At 44.2% G+C, this 21275-nt stretch carries 21 protein-coding genes; 9 read left to right on the plus strand and 12 right to left on the minus strand.

The genetic code is table 11. The features are described 5' to 3' along the window. Positions 1-17: 17 nt before the first annotated feature. Positions 18-2705, minus strand: a complete 2688-nt coding sequence (locus tag ABR189_RS12950; protein WP_354660922.1) for a c-type cytochrome — start codon at positions 2703-2705, stop codon at positions 18-20. A gap of 353 nt (positions 2706-3058) precedes the next feature. On the opposite strand from ABR189_RS12950, the gene ABR189_RS12955 reads away from it, so the two are divergent. Next, entirely contained in the window at positions 3059-4240 is a 1182-nt protein-coding gene (locus tag ABR189_RS12955) for an acetyltransferase domain-containing protein (protein ID WP_354660923.1), read from the plus strand. 5 nt (positions 4241-4245) lie between these two features. On the opposite strand, the gene ABR189_RS12960 is transcribed toward ABR189_RS12955, so the two are convergent. From ABR189_RS12960 to ABR189_RS12985, 6 genes are all read right to left on the minus strand, one after another. Continuing rightward, positions 4246-5199 (minus strand): DUF6268 family outer membrane beta-barrel protein, encoded by a 954-nt coding sequence (locus tag ABR189_RS12960; RefSeq protein ID WP_354660924.1) that lies wholly within the window; start codon positions 5197-5199, stop codon positions 4246-4248. Between the two features lie 112 nt (positions 5200-5311). Beyond that, the gene (locus ABR189_RS12965) at positions 5312-5968 is read right to left on the minus strand and encodes a Pr6Pr family membrane protein (RefSeq protein ID WP_354660925.1); all 657 of its coding nucleotides are present in this window, start codon (positions 5966-5968) and stop codon (positions 5312-5314) included. A 5-nt stretch (positions 5969-5973) separates the two neighbouring features. Then, on the minus strand, positions 5974-6441 hold the full coding sequence (locus tag ABR189_RS12970; RefSeq protein ID WP_354660926.1) for a hypothetical protein: 468 nt from the start codon (positions 6439-6441) through the stop codon (positions 5974-5976). 72 nt (positions 6442-6513) lie between these two features. Then, entirely contained in the window at positions 6514-7263 is a 750-nt protein-coding gene (locus ABR189_RS12975; protein ID WP_354660927.1) for an HvfC/BufC N-terminal domain-containing protein, read from the minus strand. Next, a complete protein-coding gene (locus tag ABR189_RS12980) occupies positions 7247-8074 on the minus strand; it encodes an HvfB family MNIO-type RiPP peptide maturase (RefSeq protein ID WP_354660928.1) in 828 nt (275 codons plus the stop codon). The genes ABR189_RS12975 and ABR189_RS12980 overlap by 17 nt, the downstream gene beginning before the upstream one ends. Before the next feature lie 71 nt (positions 8075-8145). Next, positions 8146-8532 (minus strand): HvfA family oxazolone/thioamide-modified RiPP metallophore, encoded by a 387-nt coding sequence (locus ABR189_RS12985; protein ID WP_354660929.1) that lies wholly within the window; start codon positions 8530-8532, stop codon positions 8146-8148. 495 nt (positions 8533-9027) lie between these two features. Here ABR189_RS12985 and ABR189_RS12990 point away from each other — a divergent pair, with 495 nt between their 5' ends. Beyond that, a complete protein-coding gene (locus tag ABR189_RS12990) occupies positions 9028-9759 on the plus strand; it encodes a hypothetical protein (protein ID WP_354660930.1) in 732 nt (243 codons plus the stop codon). 14 nt (positions 9760-9773) lie between these two features. Here the strand turns inward: ABR189_RS12990 and ABR189_RS12995 are convergent, their stop codons facing one another. Beyond that, complete coding sequence (locus tag ABR189_RS12995; protein ID WP_354660931.1) at positions 9774-10616, minus strand: hypothetical protein; 843 nt, start codon at positions 10614-10616, stop codon at positions 9774-9776. 109 nt (positions 10617-10725) lie between these two features. Then, positions 10726-11709, minus strand: coding sequence for an acyl transferase (locus ABR189_RS13000; protein WP_354660932.1), 984 nt, complete (start codon positions 11707-11709; stop codon positions 10726-10728). A 173-nt stretch (positions 11710-11882) separates the two neighbouring features. Here ABR189_RS13000 and ABR189_RS13005 point away from each other — a divergent pair, with 173 nt between their 5' ends. The 5 genes from ABR189_RS13005 to bioB all read left to right on the plus strand — a co-directional run bounded on the left by ABR189_RS13005 (position 11883) and on the right by bioB (position 17188). After that, complete coding sequence (locus tag ABR189_RS13005) at positions 11883-12338, plus strand: hypothetical protein (RefSeq protein ID WP_354660933.1); 456 nt, start codon at positions 11883-11885, stop codon at positions 12336-12338. Positions 12339-12420: 82 nt separating this feature from the next. Next, positions 12421-13959, plus strand: a complete 1539-nt coding sequence (locus ABR189_RS13010; protein WP_354660934.1) for an acyl-CoA carboxylase subunit beta — start codon at positions 12421-12423, stop codon at positions 13957-13959. A 60-nt stretch (positions 13960-14019) separates the two neighbouring features. Further along, positions 14020-14892 (plus strand): UbiA prenyltransferase family protein, encoded by an 873-nt coding sequence (locus ABR189_RS13015; RefSeq protein ID WP_354660935.1) that lies wholly within the window; start codon positions 14020-14022, stop codon positions 14890-14892. Between the two features lie 120 nt (positions 14893-15012). After that, entirely contained in the window at positions 15013-16110 is a 1098-nt protein-coding gene (locus tag ABR189_RS13020) for a M42 family metallopeptidase (RefSeq protein WP_354660936.1), read from the plus strand. Positions 16111-16192: 82 nt separating this feature from the next. Further along, a complete protein-coding gene (gene bioB, locus ABR189_RS13025; RefSeq protein WP_354660937.1) occupies positions 16193-17188 on the plus strand; it encodes a biotin synthase BioB in 996 nt (331 codons plus the stop codon). A gap of 76 nt (positions 17189-17264) precedes the next feature. Here bioB and aroQ read toward each other — a convergent pair whose 3' ends face one another. The 3 genes from aroQ to ytxJ all read right to left on the minus strand — a co-directional run bounded on the left by aroQ (position 17265) and on the right by ytxJ (position 18725). Then, the gene (aroQ, locus tag ABR189_RS13030; RefSeq protein ID WP_354660938.1) at positions 17265-17681 is read right to left on the minus strand and encodes a type II 3-dehydroquinate dehydratase; all 417 of its coding nucleotides are present in this window, start codon (positions 17679-17681) and stop codon (positions 17265-17267) included. Positions 17682-17716: 35 nt separating this feature from the next. Next, entirely contained in the window at positions 17717-18277 is a 561-nt protein-coding gene (locus ABR189_RS13035) for a UbiX family flavin prenyltransferase (protein WP_354660939.1), read from the minus strand. A 118-nt stretch (positions 18278-18395) separates the two neighbouring features. Further along, positions 18396-18725 carry a bacillithiol system redox-active protein YtxJ gene (ytxJ, locus tag ABR189_RS13040; protein WP_354660940.1) on the minus strand — a complete coding sequence of 110 codons (330 nt, stop codon included), beginning with the start codon at positions 18723-18725 and terminating at the stop codon, positions 18396-18398. Positions 18726-19088: 363 nt separating this feature from the next. Between ytxJ and ABR189_RS13045 the strand changes: the two genes are divergently transcribed. Both ABR189_RS13045 and ABR189_RS13050 read left to right on the plus strand, forming a co-directional pair. Further along, positions 19089-20441, plus strand: a complete 1353-nt coding sequence (locus tag ABR189_RS13045; RefSeq protein ID WP_354660941.1) for a UDP-N-acetylmuramate--L-alanine ligase — start codon at positions 19089-19091, stop codon at positions 20439-20441. Positions 20442-20481: 40 nt separating this feature from the next. Next, positions 20482-21255: an exonuclease domain-containing protein gene (locus ABR189_RS13050; protein ID WP_354660942.1), complete on the plus strand. Its 774-nt coding sequence runs from the start codon at positions 20482-20484 to the stop codon at positions 21253-21255. Positions 21256-21275: the final 20 nt, after the last annotated feature.

The following is a 21275-nucleotide window of genomic DNA, read 5'->3' on the forward strand; positions in this document are numbered from 1 at the left end:
ATTTTATCTCCCTATTATTATTTTTTAGCTACAAAAACAGTGTCCTGTGCATTACCGCCAGACTTCAAATAAGCAATAAGATCTCTCAGTTCATCTTCATTCAGCCTGTTAATCAATCCTGGCAACATAGGAGAAACAGTAGAAACGGCGGTATTCTTCACATCTTTCTTCAGTACTTCTTTCAATACCTGTGGTGCAAATGGATTCTGGGAGATATAGTATTTCTCGCTATCCTGTTTTACCAACCGGCCTACTACTGATCCACCTGCTTTCAGTTTAAATTCGGTAGCGCCATACTGATCAGAAATAGTTTTTCCCGGATCAATGATCGCTTCCAGAATATCCTTTGTAGAAAAGCGGCTACCCAGTTGTGTCAGGTCAGGACCGGCAGTACCGCCTTCTCCACGCATACCATGACAGGCGCCACAAAGAGATGCGGTAAACATGGCTTTACCCTGTTCATAATTACGGGGGCCCTCTCCTTTCTCAACAACAGCCAATGCCTCTTCTACATTCCAGCCTCTTCCTGGTCCTTTAGGTTGAACAGATCCCTGCACCGTATTATTACGGGAAGTGTTTACAAGAGAATCGCCGGATATAGCATTGAAATGCGCGAAGTCAGGTTTAGGCACATTATTAAGTGCATTTTTCCTGGCATTGTCAATAAAGCCGACGAAGCTGTGTCCACCTTTATAACTAAATGCTTTATAGAACCACTGGAAGTATTGATCCCGCAGCTCAGGTGTCCAGCCATTTTTAGCAGCACTAAGCGCTATTGCATAATAGGTTTGTTGTAAAGGAGGCATTTTGGATAACATGTTGGCAATATCCATTCCGTATTGTGGATTACGCAGGATCAGATCAGACGATTCCATCGCTGTTTTCTGGCCGGTGGTATCATCTACGGCTACGCTCATCAATGCCATTGTTTTAGCCACTGCTTCCGGAGCATCCAGGTATACCATCAGTTTGCTCAAGGACCGGTTCAGGTCATTTGTTTTAGCCGGGTATTGCGGATTCAGGTAAGCAGCCAATTGTGCTTTGGTAGCAGCATCTGGTTCACCCATGCGGGCACAAACCAGTTCAATTGCACGCAGGAAATCTATTTGTTGCTGTTCCGTCAGCTGTGTATAATCCACGCCCATCAGTGATTTCAATGCCTGTGTTTTCACAGCGGCATTCCCCTGACGAGCCAGGGCCAGCGTAGCAGTAGTTAATGCAACCGGATCTTTTTCGTTTAATACGCGGTCCTGCCATTGGGCTACCGGCTGATGCTCTAAAGCAATTCTTGCCGCAAAGCGGATAAAGCGGTCACTATGCTTTAAATAAGGCCAAACAAAATCAACGGCACCTGCTTTAGGGGCACCATGGTATTCTTCCAGCTGACGACGTAACTTCTGGTCTGCTGTTGGCTCCACTGCCACCATTTCACCTTTTTCAGCATCTTTTCCGGTGTAATAAATACGGTAAAGATCTGACTCCAGCCTGCGGCCGCCAGTTAGGAAATACATAGCACCATCAGGTCCTATAGCACCATCTGTTAATGGCAAAGGAGAACCGGACAAGAATTCTTCTGCATTGGCTTTATAAGATGCTCCGTCTGCCTGCGTCTGGATAGCATAGATAATACCAAAGCTCCAGTCAAAGGCAAACAGGGATTTGCGGTATTTCTCCGGGAAGTTAGCATGACCACCATAAATAAAGTTAGTAGGTGATCCTTGTCCTATATTTAATAAAGGAGGAAGGTTATCTGGGTAGCGGGGCGACCATTTTTCGGTACCTGCACGCCAGCCGTATTCACTGCCGCTGGTTACATGGCAGATACGTGTAGGACGGTACCAGGGCGTTCCAAAATCCCACTCCATATCTGAATCATAGGTAAAGAGCTCGCCGGCATCATTAAAGGCAATATCAAACGGATTACGGTATCCTGAGCTTACCAGTTCCCAATTGGTACCGGTAGAGTCAATATGGGCAATCCATCCACCATGGTTAGCTACCGTATTGTCATGTCCGTTAGGGTCCCGCAGCAATGGCAGCACATTGTCTATCTGCCATACCGGAAGCGCCCTATAGCTATCCATTTTAGGGATCGCGGTAAAGTTACCTGCCACCACATACATGGATTTTTTATCCGGAGATAAAACGATGCTGTGAGGGCCGTGTTCTCCCTCTCCATCCAAAGCTTTCAGCAAAGTGATTTTATCAAACTGGTCGTCACCGTTTGTATCTTGTAAACGGTATAATCCACTACCTTTTTTAAATTCATCATTGCTGCTGTGATTTACCATCACATACAAACTATTAAAGGCATATAACAAACCCTGTGCATATCCCATGGATACTTTGGGTTTGGCAGTGTCTTTACTGTTACTGTCGATGATGTCCAGTTTTTCTACTTTAGGTTTGGTAGTATCCCCGATTGCCGGAAGTACCAAGCGGTACAAGGAGCCATACTGGTCGGATACAATCATTCTTCCTTTATCGTCAAATGTCATGGACACCCAGGAACCTAATCCCTCTGCGGAAGGATTATATAAATGCTCCGCACGAAAATCTGCCGGGAGTTTAAGTTTTGCAATCTTCGGATCCGCGTTGGCCTCATCCGATGCCGGATCTTTTACTGAGTTACAGGAAATTCCTACAAGAATAGCAACTGTAAGGGTAAATAGTGATTTTAGAGATGGGTTGCTGGATATACGCATAGTAAGTTTTACTTAATAATAATGATGCTGAATCTTAAAGTTTGTTAATTGGCTCTCTTATAATATAATAAGGTAAACCAATCATTCATGATAATAGATATTATTTCTAATCATAACGTGTTGTTTTAGATTACGTGGAAGCCCATGGCGTTATGGCATTTAAGATAATATAATGAAAATAGGTGTCCATCCTATTCTGTCCTATACACTTCCGGGATAATTCCAGGGATATCTGACAAGCCCGCCCAAGCCGTAGTATCAAGTTATCAGTACTTATTTGTATATTTATTATCATTGTGATGACCGGTAAGCATTCCCGGCAAAAAATACGATACCCCTAAATAAATTCCACCATGCCATCGTCTTCCTATCGTATTGCTTCTATAGATATCCTAAGAGGTATTATCATGATAATTATGGCATTAGACCATACCCGGGATTTCTTTCATCAAACGGCTATTACTGCCGATCCCCTGGATATTGCTACGACTACTCCTGCGTTATACTTCACCCGTTGGATTACACACTATTGTGCACCGTTGTTTGTATTTCTTTCCGGCATATCCGCTTTTCTGGCCGCACAACGGAGAACACGCCAACAAGCCAGCCTTTTTCTGATAAAGAGAGGGTTATGGCTGGTCTTAATAGAAATTACCCTGGTTACGCTGGGGCTAACCTTTAATCCCTTCTATAATTTTATCATTCTGCAGGTAATATGGGCCATTGGCTGGAGTATGGTCATTCTGGGCCTTTTAAGCCGCCTGGGTTACAAAGCAGTATTAATTACCGGGTTGGTTCTGTTCTTTGGGCACAACCTCTCCAATTATGCCACCCTGCCGGCTACAGGCGTTACAGGCATATTATGGTCTGCCTTGCTCACCTCCCCCGGTATTGTAGTACCATTGGATACTCATCATTTTGTGGGGATCTTTTATACCATCCTTCCATGGACAGGAGTAATGCTCCTGGGATATTGTACAGGGTATTTATATACGCAGGCGTATCCGGCAGAAAAGCGGAAACATGTGCTCCTTTCAGCCGGATTTTTCCTGGTGGCGCTGTTTATGAGCCTCCGTATCATTAATGTATATGGTAATCCACTTCCGTGGAAACCACAGCAGGATTTTCTCTCCAACCTGCTGGCCTTTCTTAACACCAGCAAATATCCCCCCTCCCTCCAATACCTTTGTATGACATTAGGCCCTGGTTTGGTGGCCCTCCCCTTGCTGGAAAACGCCAAAACAGGATGGGCCCGGATAGTCAGCGTATATGGCAGCGTGCCCTTCTTCTATTATCTGCTGCATTTTTATTTATTACACAGTTTGCTGGTAATCGTCTTTTTCCTGTCGGGGTATACCGCTGCTCAAATTGCAGATCCGGCTTCCATTTTCCTCTTCCGGCCGGCACAATTTGGATTCAGCTTACCTTTCGTATATACCATATGGATAGGGGCGGTTATTTTATTGTATTTCCCCTGCCGCCGGTTTCAACAGTATAAAAAGCAGCATACCCACTGGTGGTTAAGCTATGTATAATCATATTACCTGCGGGCTGGCGCAAAATTCCAGCGCAAACCTGCACTGAGGAAATAATTGGTGGCCAGCCGGTGCTCTGCTTTAGGCTTAAACATTTCTGACAACTTCTTTTCCTGGAAACTGGTAGTACTAAAAAGCATACTTCCTCCTGAAGCAATAAAATCAATCTTCCGGCTCAGATGCCATGTATTTTCAAGCCCCAACTTCATTTCGGCATAGCCCATCAGCCGTTTGCCATCGGTACGTTTTTCTACATCATAGGCGGCTCCCTGCATCCGGAACGCCAATCCAATATCTGCATACCGGTTCAATCTCGTGGATACACTCAGCTTCTCCGGGAAAACAACATCTATCTTAAACCGTTCGCCGGTTTTCCACTGTACTAAAAACGCGGGTAATACCATGGGCATACCAAATGAATTGGTTAGCACGACGCCAATACCATAAGATAATTTAGGGTTATGTTTTCTGATAAAGACTACTCCTCCGTTCACAAACAAGTCATTCTGATCTATCTTTTCCATGTCTGTATTGATCCCTGCTGATAAGAGTGCCAGCATTGTCCACCGCTTATTTAAGCTCCGGTAATGCTGCAATCCTATCTGAGTACCCAGTAACTCATCCGGATATATATTCTTCTCATAATCTTTATTTTCCAGCTGTGCATAAGACCCTGATAAAGACGCAGACCACACCCTTAGCTTCCCCGTGGCAGTATCTACTTTATTGGAAAGTAAAAAGGCGGCACCAAAATTAAAGCGCTGCTGGGAAGTAGTGGAGCCTGTTTTAACGCTATCTTCCGGTCTTATATAACGTGAGGCGGGTAAATAATCAACACTTATGGCCATACCTGGCCCATTTAAAGAAGCACCCCCTAATTGGGCAAACAACAAATCAGCTTGCGTAAGTAATCCCAATAACAGGCATAACTGAATAATAAATCTCTGCTGGCGTATCATGTCAGGTGTAATTGTTTACACTGTGACTGACTTATATCTGTTTACCCCTACGACAACGAATATTATTTTTCAGCTCCGTTGGCATGAGCCATAAGCGAAGTGTACAAAGGCATCAGGATCTCCTGGGAGCCAGGAAAAGATTATTCATCAACAAGATGAACATCCCAATAATATAATAGGCCAATGCGAGCAAACCTATGTTACGGAATACTTCAGGATACCCTAATGTATTTACATCAACAAACGGGTAAGGATATTCATGACATATAACTCCCCGGATCAAAGCATAAATACCATATAACAAAGGATAAAAGAGCCATTTTACGGCGCTTTTATATTCCTGCCTGACTATAATACCAAACAATAACCAGTACACCAGATAAAAAACAGGTACCCCATAATGTAATACCGTATCAACAATAGCCTGCCAACCAGTAGGATTCCAGGTATTAGCCAGCAGCAAATGATATACAATGGCCACTATGAGGATATAAACCAGTGTACCGGTCTGGATAAGCGGCTTTGTTAAAAAGGTGTTCAGCCGGGATGTGGGTGCCAGCCAACCAGTAATAAAATGACATGCAACCAGGGTATTCGTCCATATCGTCATGTAACTAAATACCCGGATGATTGCGCCACCATAAGTAACACCGGGCTTAAAGGGTGCTACCAATACCAGATATAATTGTGCCAATACTCCCCACGTACTCAATAAAGCACCTGCAATCAGGAAAAACTTTTTTAGGCCAGTGGTGGAGCTAGTTTTCATATACGTTAGTCCAGTTTGGTAAACGTATTAAAAATAGAATCTTTTGTGGTGAATATTAATTTTCCCGTGAAATATTTCTCCAGGCGCACTTCCTGTTTTCGCTCCGGCATAGGAGGCCTGTACCCAAACCCTATTACCAGAGAATCCAGGTACAGATATTCAATGTGCATGTTTTCAAAACCCCGTTCTTTCATGTGCTTCACCCCCTGCCGGCTCTTTTCGTTAAAATGCTCGAATAGCAACAAATCATTGGGGAAAAAGCCCTTTTCAAAACGGTACTGCCTGATAGCTGCTACAAAGCCTTCAGACGGATACACTGTTCGTTTCGCTTTTTTCTTACTCATCGGAACATAAAAGGAGGGGCCTACATCAGCATCGTCAGTATGATACGAGGAAGTTCTCTTACTGTAGTTATAGGTCAGACATCCACTAAACATCATGGTAACAAGCAAGAGCAAAACAATTTTGTTCATGGCTATAGGTTATTGGGGCTATGTTTAAATGCTTAAATTGATTTTAAGGAGAAAGATATAAAAAATAAACAACTACGGCTTGACCCCCATAACAAAATGCTGTTGCTGCATTTGCTGCAAAAATACCAGGGTATCTTTTTGCAGGGAGGGAATATCAGTTAAATTCAAAGAAGGGGCAAATTCAAGTAATGCAGACAGCGGATTTCCCTGTGCCAGTTGCTCTACTGTAAATGCAAGCCAGGGAGACAGGTCAATAAACTGCACCTCTCCACTTCCCGGCTGCCGGTATATCAATACATAATAGGTACCTTTTTTAGCCACCAGTTCCCTGACAGGGGCTATTAAATGAACCGGGTAAGCCAGCGCCAGCAATCTGAATTCAGGGTTTAATACCAGCTCTTCTTCCAGCCAATTACCATTCCGCCGGTATGGAGGTACCGGAAGGTCTTCCATGTTATATACTTCCATCTCTGCCCATTCAAAACTAAGCAGGTCATTCAGATAAGGTAATGCGTAGCTTTCCTCCCAGTTATGTTCTACTGCATAAGTGTAAAACTCCAGTGGCAGCTTCCACATCTGGTACGACTGGCAATGGTGATTACTGAAAAAGTCCTGCAGCATCTTATCCCATTTGCGTCGGGGGATATTATTATAAGCAATGGGAAATGCGGATGCCATCGTATCCTGGATTACATTAAATACGAGGCGGCGGTAATGTTTCAGTCTGTTGGCAGGAATACCTGGCAGATCTGCTTTTTTACCGGTGCGGCAATACTTCGAAAAGTTTTGCTGAATATGATAGGTGTCAGGCAACAAATTCATTTCTCTGCTTCCATTGTTTGTGACAAATAGCTTGCAGCCGGTTCATTTCGCCCTGCAATTCTTCCATTTCCGGAATATTAAAATCCCTTTCCAACAATACCGGTACAGGATGCAACCGTTGTATCGTCCATTCAAAAAGCTCATACACCGGATCTATGATGGCTTCTCCATGTGTATCAATGATCAGATCCGGAGCTACCTGTTCATGGCCCGCCATATGAATATAGGCTACTTTATCCAATGGCAGCTGTTGTATAAATTCTTTTGCGTTATACTGATGATTGAAGGCATTTACATAAATGTTATTCACATCCAGCAATAGCTGACACCCCGATTGCTGCACTACTTCATTGATAAACTCTACCTCGCTCATTTCTGCTGCAACAGGTGTATAATAAGATACTATTTCCATGGCCAGCGGCCGGTCCAGAAAATCCTGTACCTGTCTGATACGTGCAGCGATATGGGCTACCGCATCTCGTCGGAAAGGAATAGGCAACAGGTCATACATATGGGCATTATCACACTTGGAATAACTCAGATGTTCTGAATACAGCTGTACATTATACTCCCGCAAAAATGCTTTCACATATTTCAGGAATTCCTGGTCCAGCTCATCCGGGCTGCCAATGGAAAGGGATAAGCCATGACACAATACCGGATACTTTTCTACTACCTGATGTAATACTTTTTTCCAGTATCCGCCTATACCCATCCAGTTTTCGGGAGCAAACTCCACGAAATCCGGTTTTATGTGCTTACCAAGAATAAACTCATCAGCAAAATCACGCCTGAAACCTAACCCTACCATATCTTTTGGGTTTTATAAGCAATAAAAAGCAGGGGCAGCAGCCTGCCCCTGGCCCCAAATAAATGTTTAGCTTACTTAGCGCCTGCTGCAGGTTTTGCGGCGGCAGGAGCAGTAGAATCCTTTTTCGCTTTCTTCCCTTTTTTACTGCCACATTTCCCCTCTCCGCATTTTCCTTCTCCACATTTCCCTTCTTTTGTTTTACTGGCTTTTGAAGCCCCGCATTTGGCATCTTTTGCCTTACCGGTAGAATCCTTCTTTTCACCACATTTCAATTCAAATACATTGCCGGTATTGCTTCCACCCAGCAAAGCATTTCTTACTTCAGCACCAGATCCCAGATGAGCATAAGTAGTAACAGGAGCAGCATTACCCTGTACTGCTGTAAGGCCCAGGATAGCCGCAGCGACTAAAGACCCGGAAAAAATCACTTTTTTGTTAGAGGTGTTGTTCTGTTGCATTTGTTTAATTTTAAAACAATGTGAGGAAATGTAGACTTATGCTTTTTGATGTATTTACGCACCTATTCTATCATCTGTATTTACTGTGATTACTCACTATCGGATTCCTAAATAAAAGTTAAATCGTTGTGCCTTATAAATATCAATGTACATAATGTGCCGGTAACTTAGCAAGGGGCAGCATGGTATACTAAATTTAGTAAATAATCTGATTTATACCACATTTCACATAGTCAACACAGTTGACCAACAGTAACATATTCTTCACTTTTTCATCGCTATTGCTTGGAATATTATCACAATGCTTTATTTTAGACCTGGTAATACACGGGAATGAAATAAAATAAAGTGAACAATAACTGTTTCTGATGCTGTACAAGTAGCAGGCCCCTGAACACAGATTCATCACTTCATGGAAGTTTAGGGCCCTCCTGAATTGGTAATAATTTTGCTGTAACCTATGAAATTGGCACTAACTAATAATAATACCTTGCAATGACTAACAGATTGCCCCTGGTAACGTCCGTTTTTTTTATCACCCTTATCAAGGCATACCTTCAAGGGACTAAGACAAAAAATGAAATCAAACAGGAAGTAGATGGCTTATTTGATTGGGAAGAAATTACAAGCCGGTACGCTACCCAGGATGTCACTTTTTTGCTTACCCGCGCCGCTCAGAATATAAATGAAAACTACTACGCAGATATCGTTGAACATATTTCCAGCACTTCCGATACCATACCTACCCGTGCTGGATTGATTCATCACCTGGAACAACTACTGAAAGGAAATATAGACCAGGAAGATTTATACGAATGGGCTACCTGGCACAATGTAGATTCAGATGATGATGCTACTGCTGTTTTTGAAGACCTGGCAGTAGCCTATTTCTGTCTGTATCTGTTACCCGCGCAAAAACAACACCTCACAGAAAAAAAATATCAGCAGGCACTGTATATCTTCCGTCAAAAGAACAGCAATATGCTGAAAGACAAAATTGCATTGGTGCTGTTGATTGAAAAAGAAAGGCAATACTTTAGTTTCTTTTTACGCGATTACCTACAAGGGACTAAATCAATAGATGAACTGGATGTTTATTTGCTGAACAAATTTGGGATGGATCATCACAGCTTTCCCTACATGGAAGCATTAGCCTCTTCCAATACACATCACCACAACCAGGACGAGATGACCGTACTACTGAAAAAAGCTGCTATGGAAAAATAACTGGTAGGCCCATATTACTTAATAATATCTGCAATATTTACTTTTCTTTTTTCACCTACTACAATATCAGTAGTATAGGTGTATACCCTGTCTCCATTGCCGTATTGCATATACATTTCCAGCGGAAAAACTACCGCAGGATAGAAACCCTGTGTAAGCATATGTTCAATCTGCTTTTTATATTTTTCCGCCACCAGGCCATACCCCTGAAATAAGGTATGCAGCTTCATCGGGATCCAAACATAAGCAGTTACCTTGGCATTGCTGGAAGCAGTTACCTTGGCATCTTTCCGGGAATTATGTGCTACATACTCTTCACAGGCGATACCTGCAATTACTTTTTTAGCGCCGGTTCTGGTAAGTTGCGTCAGATAACCTACTTCACCGGGATATACCGGCTCCATCGTTTCCAGATCCAGCTGTTGTTTCTCGCCGCTGCCAATGTTATGTATAGCAGTAATGCTTAATTGCGATTCCTTCTCAAAGTCGGCATAAAAATGGTACCGTGCTCCTGTACTTTTACTATTCAGTTGAATACTGAACTGCGGTTTTTCACTGCTGTAATAAATCACAATTTCCTCTCCTCCATTTACCACACGCTGATTGCCCTGGAAAGCTTCCGTTTCCTGATACACGGCCACATCAAAAACATAATTGGAATCAATGGAAACCCGGTCATCGCCACCAATCGTAAGTGCCTTCATGGGTTTTGCTTCTTTTTTTCCGGAAAACGGATACGCTGCATCTTCCTCCTCCATGGCTGCTTCATCCGGGGAAACTGTTTTCTGCTGTGTAACAGACTTAATCCTGTCACCTGCTTTCTTAAGCCATTGCGCCTGTACGCAAGGGATACACATGGTTAACCACAGTATTATCAATACCGGCTGCTTCATAGGATAGTTTTCTGCCGGCAAGATACATATAAAAAATTTAAACTATAAAAGCCTTCTTACTATTTTACTCCACCTAACTTACCATCAGGCTACATCCCCTTAAAGCGGAACTATCTAAGCGTCCCAGTACTTCAAAGCTCCCATCCGCATAGATTTTCCCAATATCTTCCGTAGCAATAAACGCACAGGAGTACACGTTTGCCAGATCGATTACATTAATAACGCCTGCTGCACTTTTATCTGCCAGCTGAAAAGGGTCATTTTCATCCCGGACCAGTACCTTCATCCAGGGGGGGGTAGTAAAAACCCCTTTCCCCTCCGAATATGCCTGGGATAATAATTCTGTCATACCATATTCTGCATGTACCTCAGCTACCCCTAGTTTCTCCTGCAAAAAACCATGTACTTCCTGTCTGGTCCATTCCTCTCTCCGTCCTTTCATCCCCCCTGTTTCCATTACTATTGTATGGTGCAGCTGCAGGGTATACCGCTCTGCAAAATCCAGCAATCCGAAAGTAACCCCTATCAACAGCACTTTTTGTCCACGGGCTTCCAATGCCTGTAAATGGGCATACAATTTATCATGCTCATACAGGTAAAACCCGCTTTCCGGATGCCCGCTCCGCAAAATCATTTCCTGCACCATATGTACCAATGAGGAATGTTGCCGTTCCAGGTAAGAAGGTAGTAACCCTAATACCACATAATCACTTACCGCACCATACCTGTTTTCAAAGGCTGTCATAAAGCTCGTGGTATACAGGCTCACTTTTTTTACCAGATGCCTGCTGTTGATGGTTTGGGTAGTTCCACTGCTTTCGAACACTGCCTCTGGTTCAAAACGGCCACAAACTACCTGGTGCGTTTTAAAGAACTGGATGGGTAAAAAGGGGATCCCCATGATAGACCTGACTTCTTCCGGCCTGATATGCAGGGCATTTACATAAGCCCGGTAAAGCTCATTTTCCTGGTACTGGTACTGAAAAAGAGAAAGCGCGGCAGGCTCCAGCCCGGCAGCGGTTAAAGAAAATATATGTTCCAGGGATGTTTCCATCATGTATTCCCAACGTTTAAAAATCACCCAAAGTTAGGGAGAACTGCAAATTTAGCCCCGGTGAAGTAACAAATAAGCTGAAAAAGCGTTTAATTTAATAGGTGGTTATCCTTAAAAAGGGGGATTACCATCCACTGAACCATTGTATTTTAGTTAAAAAAATGTAGGTTTGTTATATGAAGAAATTGCTCCTTTTATCTGTGATTATCTGCCTGGCTTATGCTTGTAAGAAAGACTCCCTGAGCAGTAAACCTCAGATTTCTTTCAGATCTTACTCCATCTCATCTATAGATACTACCACCCAGCAATTTGATATAGAGTTTAACGTGAAAGACGGGGATGGCGACATCGAAAACAATATTTACATACTTAACTATGTGGATGGTACGCCACCTGTAGATGAAAATGATTTTCCTTCCAGGCAAATGCCGGGCATAGAGGCCAATAAAGGCAACAGCGTGAATGCCATTGTATCTGTCAACATGCAAAGCAATGACTTCCGGGTAGGTATTGATGACAACTTCACCCCCGACAGCTTTCATGTAAGGGCATTTATTATAGATAATGCCGGCAATAGCAGTGATACCATTACCACCCCCAAGATTCCGTGGTATAAGAAAAAGCAACCGTAAAAGCATTACATTTACATTATACAAAGGATTCCTTTTACAAAGGAATCCTTTTATTTTTTAGCTTTACCCATTATTTAAAACCATGAACAAGATAGCTGAACTACAGTCAAAGATAGCCGAAGCCATGCAGGGCGGCGGAGCAGTGCGTATTGCATCCCAACATAAAAAGGGTAAGCTCACTGCCAGGGAAAGATTGCAATTGCTGCTGGATGAAGGCTCCTTTGAAGAATTGGATATGCTGGTAAATAACCGTAACCGGGGATTGACCACTGACCAGGAACAGTTTTTAGGTGATGGGGTAGTAACAGGCTTCGGTAATATCAACGGACGGCTGGTATATGTGTTTTCACAGGATTTTACAGTATATGGGGGTAGCTTGTCTGAGCCCCATGCCCGTAAAATATGCAAGATCCTGGACCTGGCTATGCAAAACGGCGCGCCGGTAGTAGGATTGAATGACAGTGGAGGAGCCCGTATCCAGGAAGGCGTAGTAAGCCTGGGAGGTTATGCGGATATTTTCTATCGCAATACCCGTGCCTCCGGCGTTATTCCACAAATATCAGCAATCATGGGGCCCTGTGCAGGAGGGGCTGTATACTCTCCGGCTATTACAGACTTTATTATGATGGTGGAACAAACCTCCTATATGTTCGTAACCGGGCCTAACGTGGTTAAAACCGTTACCCATGAGGAAGTAACTTCCGAAGAGCTGGGCGGCGCACAAACACATGCTACTAAAAGCGGGGTTACCCATTTTGCCTGCAGCAACGAAGTAGAATGTATCCAGAACATCCGTCAGCTCCTGAGCTATGTGCCCCAGAACTGCGAGGAAACGGCGCCGGTATACCCTTATGAGCCATCCAACGAAGTACGGGAAGCCCTCAACAATATGATCCCTGCCAATCCCAATCAACCTTATGATATGAAAGAGGTGATTGCGGAAATAACGGACACGGATAGCTTTTTTGAAGTACACCGCGATTTTGCTGAAAATATTATAGTAGGTTTTGCCCGTATTGCTGGCAGGAGCATTGGTATTGTAGCCAACCAGCCCGCTATCCTGGCGGGGGTACTGGATATACATGCTTCCGTAAAAGGGGCCCGTTTCACCCGCTTTTGCGATGCGTTTAATGTACCCCTGCTGGTACTCGTAGATGTTCCGGGATTTTTACCTGGCACCGACCAGGAGTGGAACGGTATCATTACCAATGGGGCTAAACTCCTGTTTGCCCTGAGTGAAGCCACCGTGCCCAAAATAACAGTCACTACCCGTAAAGCCTATGGCGGGGCCTACTGTGTGATGAACTCAAAACACATTGGTGCTGATCTGAACTTTGCCTTCCCACAAGCCGAAATCGCGGTAATGGGAGCCAAAGGTGCAGTGGAAATCATCTACAAAAAAGAAATTGATGCGGCGGCAGATCCGGAAGCACGCATGAATGAACTCGTGGCCGACTATACCGAACGCTTTGCCAATCCTTATCTGGCTGCAGAAAAAGGCTATATTGACGAGGTGATTGTTCCTGAACAGGCCCGCGTAAAACTGATCAAAGGTTTTAAAATGCTGGAAAATAAAGTGGTGAATATGCCCAGAAAAAAACACGGCAATATACCTTTGTAGGGTGCTTCCGAACACATGTACCAGAGATACCTGCCAATGACGCAGGGAATCATATGATACATGAACTATTTATATCCGGGCACCAGAAAGATTATGCGCACGCTGTTTAACTTTTTCTTATTTACCTCCGTTTATATTTCCTGCTGTGCCTTAATGATGGTATGGCAAACGAACCAGTTGCTGCAACTGCATTACGACTATAACACCTATTATGCGTTTGTATTTGCAGCAACCATGTGCAGCTATAATTTCCATTGGTACCTGACCCCTGCAATCTATTCCTCTTCCGAACGCATTACCTGGGCCCAGCAAAATAAAGTATTACAGTTATCACTTTGCGCGATCGGCGGACTGGGTGCCTTGTTTTTTTTCTGGCAACTGCGGGCCCACTGGCTACCTTTAAGCGGAGCCGCCATCTTAACCTTCCTTTATTCTGCGCCCAAAGTGCCTCATAAAACATTCAACTGGCTGAGTAAAATAGCCATAGGCAAAACCCTGTTCCTTACTTTTGTATGGACCTACGTAACTACCCTCCTGCCGGCATTCATTGCGGATACCGGTATCACCCTGGATGTGGTCCTGTTTACCTGCCACCGCTTTTTCCTGATCTATGCCATCTGTATCCTGTTTGATTACCGTGATCTCGAATCGGATAAAAAAGAAGGTATTCGCAGCCTCATTACTTACCTGAGCTTCAAGAATCTGTTCCGGGTATACTACTGCTCCCTGCTGATGGCTGCCATCAGCGCAGTGTTATTGCTTCCCTACACTTCCCTGCCTGTCATCTGTACCTTGCTGATAGCGGTGCTGGCTACGGCCATCATTACCCGCAAAGCACGCAATACCCCTTCAGATTACATGTTTTACTTTATCCTGGATGGCTTTATGATGCTGTCGGCAGTATTACATATGCTATTAGCTGTTAGCATTTAGCTATTAGCTGCCTGCCATCGGATGCATTACATGCCTATCGTTAACCGGCTAAAAGCTAACAGCTAAAGGCTAATAGCTTTTATTATTTTCCCTACTTTTGCTACATTAACTAATAGTCCAATGAGCAAAAAGCAAAAATCTATACTGGGTAAAGAGGCGCTGGCCTTTCTCAAAAACTACCTGAATAATCCTTCTCCTACCGGCTTCGAAAAAGAAGGACAGAAACTCTGGCTCTCTTATCTGAAGCCATTTGTAGATGAATACATTGTAGATGCCTATGGTTCTGTGGTGGGGGTCATCAACCCTAAAGCTGAATTTAAGGTGGTGATAGAAGCACATGCTGATGAAATTTCCTGGTTTGTCAACTATATTTCTCCGGATGGACTCATTTATGTAATACGGAATGGTGGCTCTGACCAGCAGATCGCTCCTTCCAAAAGAGTAAATATCCATACAGAAAAAGGAATTGTGAAAGCCGTATTTGGCTGGCCTGCTATTCATACCCGCAACCGCAACCCGGAAAAGGAACCACATCCCAAAGTAGATAATATCTTCCTGGATTGTGGCGCCCGCTCCAAAAAAGAAGTGGAAGACCTTGGGGTGCATGTGGGCTGTGTGATCACTTTTGAAGATGGTTTTGAAGAGTTAAACTATGATTATTATATCGCCCGTGCTTTTGATAACCGTATTGGCGGATTTATGATTGCAGAGGTGGCCAGGATGCTGAAAGAAAAGAAGCAACAACTTCCTTTTGGCCTGTATATCGTGAATGCCGTACAGGAAGAAGTGGGACTGCGGGGTGCCGAAATGATTGCTAAAAGGATCAAAGCCAATGTGGCCATCATTACCGATGTTACCCATGACTCTACCACGCCTATGATCAATAAAAATGTGGAAGGCGAAATCAAATGCGGCGGAGGGCCCAGCATTACCTATGGCCCTGCGGTGCACAATATCCTCCGGGATCTGATCATCAAAACTGCTAAGAAAAATGATATCCCGCACCAGCTGCATGCAGTAAGCCGCAGTACCGGCACAGATACCGATGCGTTTGCTTATTCCAACGACGGTACCCCTTCTGCGCTGATCAGTATTCCGCTGCGCTATATGCATACTACAGTGGAAATGCTTAAAAAGGAAGACGTGGAAAACACTATCCTGCTGATTTATCATACACTGCTGAACATTACACCTAAAACAAACTTTCAATACCTGTAAACAGTGCATGGAGGCTCCCTCCTGCCCGCTTTATTTGTAATTGAATTTTTTCCTGTAGGTTTGTTCCATAAATATTATAAATATGCAAGATGTGCAGATACGTCACAACTGGACAATTGAAGAAATAAAAGCTATTTACAATACTCCATTACTGGAACTGGTATACCAGGCAGCTACACTGCACCGCCAGTACCAGGATACCGCCGAAGTACAGGTTTGCACCCTGTTATCCATCAAAACCGGCGGATGTACAGAAGATTGCGCTTATTGCCCGCAGGCAGCCCGTTATAATACTGATATCAAAGTACATGGCCTTCTTAAAAAAGAAGAAGTGCTGCAATATGCCCAACAAGCCAAGGATGCAGGTTCTACCCGCTTTTGCATGGGTGCTGCCTGGAGGGAAGTACGCGACAACCGCGACTTTGACCGGGTACTGGACATGGTAAAAGGCGTGAATGAACTGGGCATGGAAGTATGCTGCACATTAGGGATGCTGAATGCAGAACAGGCTAAAAAACTGGCAGATGCCGGCCTCTATGCATACAACCATAACCTGGATACTTCCAAGGAGCATTATAGCGAAATTATTACTACCCGCACCTATGACGATCGCCTGGAAACATTGGAAAATGTCAGGAAAGCGGGCGTTAGCGTATGCTGTGGTGGGATCATCGGGCTGGGCGAATCGCACGAAGACCGTATCGGTATGCTCCACACCCTGAGCAGCCTGCCGGAACATCCGGATTCCGTACCCATCAATGCGTTGACACGGGTAAAAGGAACGCCACTGGAACACCTGCCTAAAGTAGAATTCTGGGATATGGTACGCATGATCGCTACCACCCGTATCTTAATGCCTAAAGCCATGGTACGCCTCAGCGCAGGCCGGGCCGAAATGAGCATATCTGACCAGGCATTGTGTTTTATGGCTGGTGCCAACTCTATCTTTACCGGTGAAAAACTGCTCACCACCGGCAACCCTTCTTTTGAACAGGATCATATGATGTTTGAACTATTGGGACTGAAGCCAAGAGAAGCATTTAAAGAAGAACATGCTACAGCCGACAGCTGCTGCTAAAGATAATACGATAATAAAAAGCGGTTGCTCCTTCATGGGAAGCAACCGCTTTTTTATATGCCATTATAGTAGCAGATCAATTTACAAAATAGGCTACGCCCAGGGCATACCCCTTCATGCCCAGTCCGCAGATACTCCCTACGCATTTAGGCGCTATTAATGAGGTATGACGGAAATCCTCCCGTGCATATACATTGCTGATATGAATCTCTATCACAGGTGTTTTAATACCTGCAATGGCGTCACGGATGGCTACAGAAGTATGCGTATATCCTCCTGCGTTAAGCAGAATACCATCTGCACTAAATCCCTTTTCATGTAAATGATTAATGATCTCCCCTTCTACATTACTCTGAAAATAGCTGAACTCCACCACAGGATAGGCGGCCTTTAATGTTTCAAAATATTGTTCAAAAGACTGGCTGCCGTAAATCCCCGGCTCCCGCTTTCCCAACAGGTTTAAATTTGGCCCGTTAATAATGGCAATCTGCATATTAAATCAATTACAAATGATGAATGATAAACAGTTTATTGACCCCAGCGATAGGTGTCCTGCGCTATCCCGGCCAGGTCCAGGATACGGTCTACCACCGTGGCTACTACGGCTTCAATGGTAGCCGGCTGGCTGTAAAAGGAAGGGGTGGCAGGACAAATGATCCCACCGGCCTCCGTCACCGTAGCCATATTCCGGATATGCACCAGGTTATACGGGGTTTCCCTCACCACACAGATCAGCTTGCGCCGCTCTTTCAGCACTACATCCGCAGCCCTGGTAATCAGGTCATTAGACATACCTGTAGCAATACGCCCCAGCGTACCTACAGAACAGGGACATATGATCATCGTATTAAATCTTCCGGAACCGGAAGCAAAGGGGGCATGAAAGTCTTGTTGGGTGTAAAATTTAAAGGGCAGGGACGCGTAATCCTCATTATTCAGCTCAGTTTGCCACACCGTTTTGGCGTTTTCCGTCATTACTACTGCTACGGCCTCCGTCTGATCACCAGCCAGCTGCAGTTTCTGCAACAATTGCCTGGCGTAAATAGATCCGCTTGCTCCTGTAACCGCTACTACTATACGATGTTTCATGCCTCTTGAGTATTGCACAAAACTACGGAAACCAGGAAACTTATTGAAGTAAAATGATAAACAACAAAATGTATCCGCTTCTACACCTTTATATTTATCATTTTACCAGGAAAGGTACTTAGTTTACCTGCGCTGCCAATTCATCCATGCTGATGCCGTTATGGCTTTCGTCATAAACACAGGCTCCGTCTTTAATGAGCAACACCTGGGGCGACTCATGTTCAACTTTATAGTCATGTGCTATCTTGTCTGAAAGGTGGCGATACCGGATCAGGTCCAGGTAGTAAAACGATACATTCGCAGGTGCTGCTGCCCGCTCTAACCGGGATTTTGCCATCGCGCTGATAGAACAACGCGTGCTGTGCTTAAAAATAACCACGGGCTGCTCCGCAGAGGCCTGGTCTATTTTTGATAACTGTTCCTCGGTGGTCAGATCAATCCAGTTCATTAACAATTTTTCATATGCTTATCCACGGGCGCTTTGGTTATCTTCATAGGACAACCTAATTTGCTGTGGGTTGCGCAGGAGGTGAGTAAAGTGGCAAAGATACAAACCATACCGGCGAAGCCCAAAATTCTAACATAAGATCTCATGATGGGAAATTTAATTGGTAAACGAAATTTCATAGGGAAAATTATATCGCTTTGTTAATCGTGTTTTGTAACGTTATTTTGCAAATATAATTAATATATTAAAAATAACAACACTATGATCTGATTTATGATGTGAAAAGCAGCGCCATATCTTGTCCCATCGGCTGGAAAACCATGTCCCTGCTAACTTGACATCACAAATCATATACCCCCTGATATGACAAAAGTACACTTTATTGCCATTGGAGGCAGCGTAATGCATCAACTGGCCATCGCTTTAAAATTGAAAGGCTACCAGGTAACCGGCAGTGATGATGAAATATTTGAACCTGCGCTCTCCAACCTGGAACAGGCGGGGATCCTTCCGCCTGCTATGGGCTGGGACGATAGCCGCATCACAGCAGACATAGATGCAGTGATTCTGGGCATGCACGCCAGGGCAGATAATCCTGAATTGATCAAAGCCCGTGAACTGGGCCTGAAAATATACTCCTTCCCGGAATACATTTACCAGGAAAGCCTGGATAAAAAACGTGTTGCAGTAGGTGGCAGCCATGGTAAAACCACCACTACCGCCATGATCATGCATATTCTCCAGGAAAATAACCAGGTATTCGACTACCTGGTGGGCGCACGGCTGGAAGGGTTCCCCCAATCAGTCAACATCACCAACGCCCCGCTGATCATTTGTGAGGCAGATGAATATCCGGCTTCTGTAATAGAGAAAAGACCCAAATTCCATTTCTTACATCCGCATATCGCCATCTTAACCGGCATAGCATGGGACCACATCAATGTATTCCCTACCTATGAGATCTATAAGGAACAGTTTGCCATCTTTATACGCCAGCTCCTTCCGGAACAGGTACTCATCTACAATAATGCTGATGATGAGCTGCGCAACCTGGTGGAAGCGGAAGGCAAACACCTCCGGCTGATCCCCTATAATGCGCCCGTACATAATATCCGGGATGGCATTACCAGGGTATATTTTGATGATGCCTGGGCCGATCTCCAGATCTTCGGGGAACATAACCTGATGAACCTGCATGCTGCCAAACTGGTATGTAATGAATTGGGGATCAATGACGAAGCGGTATTAAAGGCCATGACCACCTTTACCGGCGCAGCCAAAAGACTGGAGCTGATCGGTAAAAATGACCAATGCGTGATTTACCGGGATTTTGCCCATGCGCCGTCTAAAGTAAAAGCAACCATTGAAGCACTTAAAAAACAGTTCCCGGAAAGGAAACTGATAGCCGTACTGGAGTTGCATACCTATAGCAGCCTCAATGCCGACTTTATGAATGAATACACCGGTGCAATGGACCTGGCGGATGAAGCAGTGGTGTTTTTCAGTAAACATGCCCTGGAACTGAAACGCCTCCCGGACTTATCGCCCGAAATTATCGCACAGGGATTTGGCAGAAATGACCTCCACATCTTTCACGAACGTAACCAGCTGGAAGCATTCCTGGATGCACAAACTTATCAGCAAACGAATTTATTAATGATGAGTTCCGGCAACTACGATGGTTTAGATGTAAATTCATTGAAGAAATACCTGTAATAATAGCATACCAACACATCATACTTAATAACTGACTACAATGCCCACATTGCAACTGAAGAGGCCGCTGGCCGTAATTGATCTCGAAACCACCGGTACTAACGTTGCCTCAGATCGTATTATTGAAATTGCTGTTATCAAGGTTTTTCCGGACAAAACAACGCAATCAAAAGTAAAACGCATCAACCCTGGCATGCCCATCCCTCCTGCTACTACCGCTATTCATGGTATCAGCGACGCGGACGTAAAGGACTGCCCTACTTTTAAACAGGTAGCCAACGAGTTTAAAGTGTTTATGGATAACTGTGACCTGGCCGGATACAACTCCAACCGCTTCGATATTCCAATGCTGGTAGAAGAGTTTTTAAGGGCAGAACTGGAGTTTGATGTCACCAAACGTAAACTGATTGACGTACAACGGATTTTCCACCTCATGGAAAAAAGAACCCTGAGTGCTGCCTATAAATTTTATTGCGACAAACTCCTGGAAAATGCCCATAGCGCCGAAGCGGATGCCCTGGCTACTTATGAAATCCTGGAAGCACAACTGGGCCGCTACGAACAACTGCAAACAGATGTAGACTCCCTGGCCGACTTTACAAAAGAAGAAGACTTTGTAGACTTTGCCCGCCGCATTGTGATGCAGGGTGGTGTGGAAGTGTTTAATTTCGGGAAAAATAAAGGCCGCCCGGTAAGGGATGTATTAAAAGCAGAACCCCAATATTACGACTGGATGATGAAAGCTGATTTCCCCCTCAATACCAAACAAAAGTTGTCGGAAATCTATCACAATATGATGTTAAAAAAAATCTAATGTTTAGCAGGAAGATTCTA

The sequence above is a fragment of the Chitinophaga sp. H8 genome, from assembly GCF_040567655.1.
Taxonomy (GTDB): domain Bacteria; phylum Bacteroidota; class Bacteroidia; order Chitinophagales; family Chitinophagaceae; genus Chitinophaga; species Chitinophaga defluvii.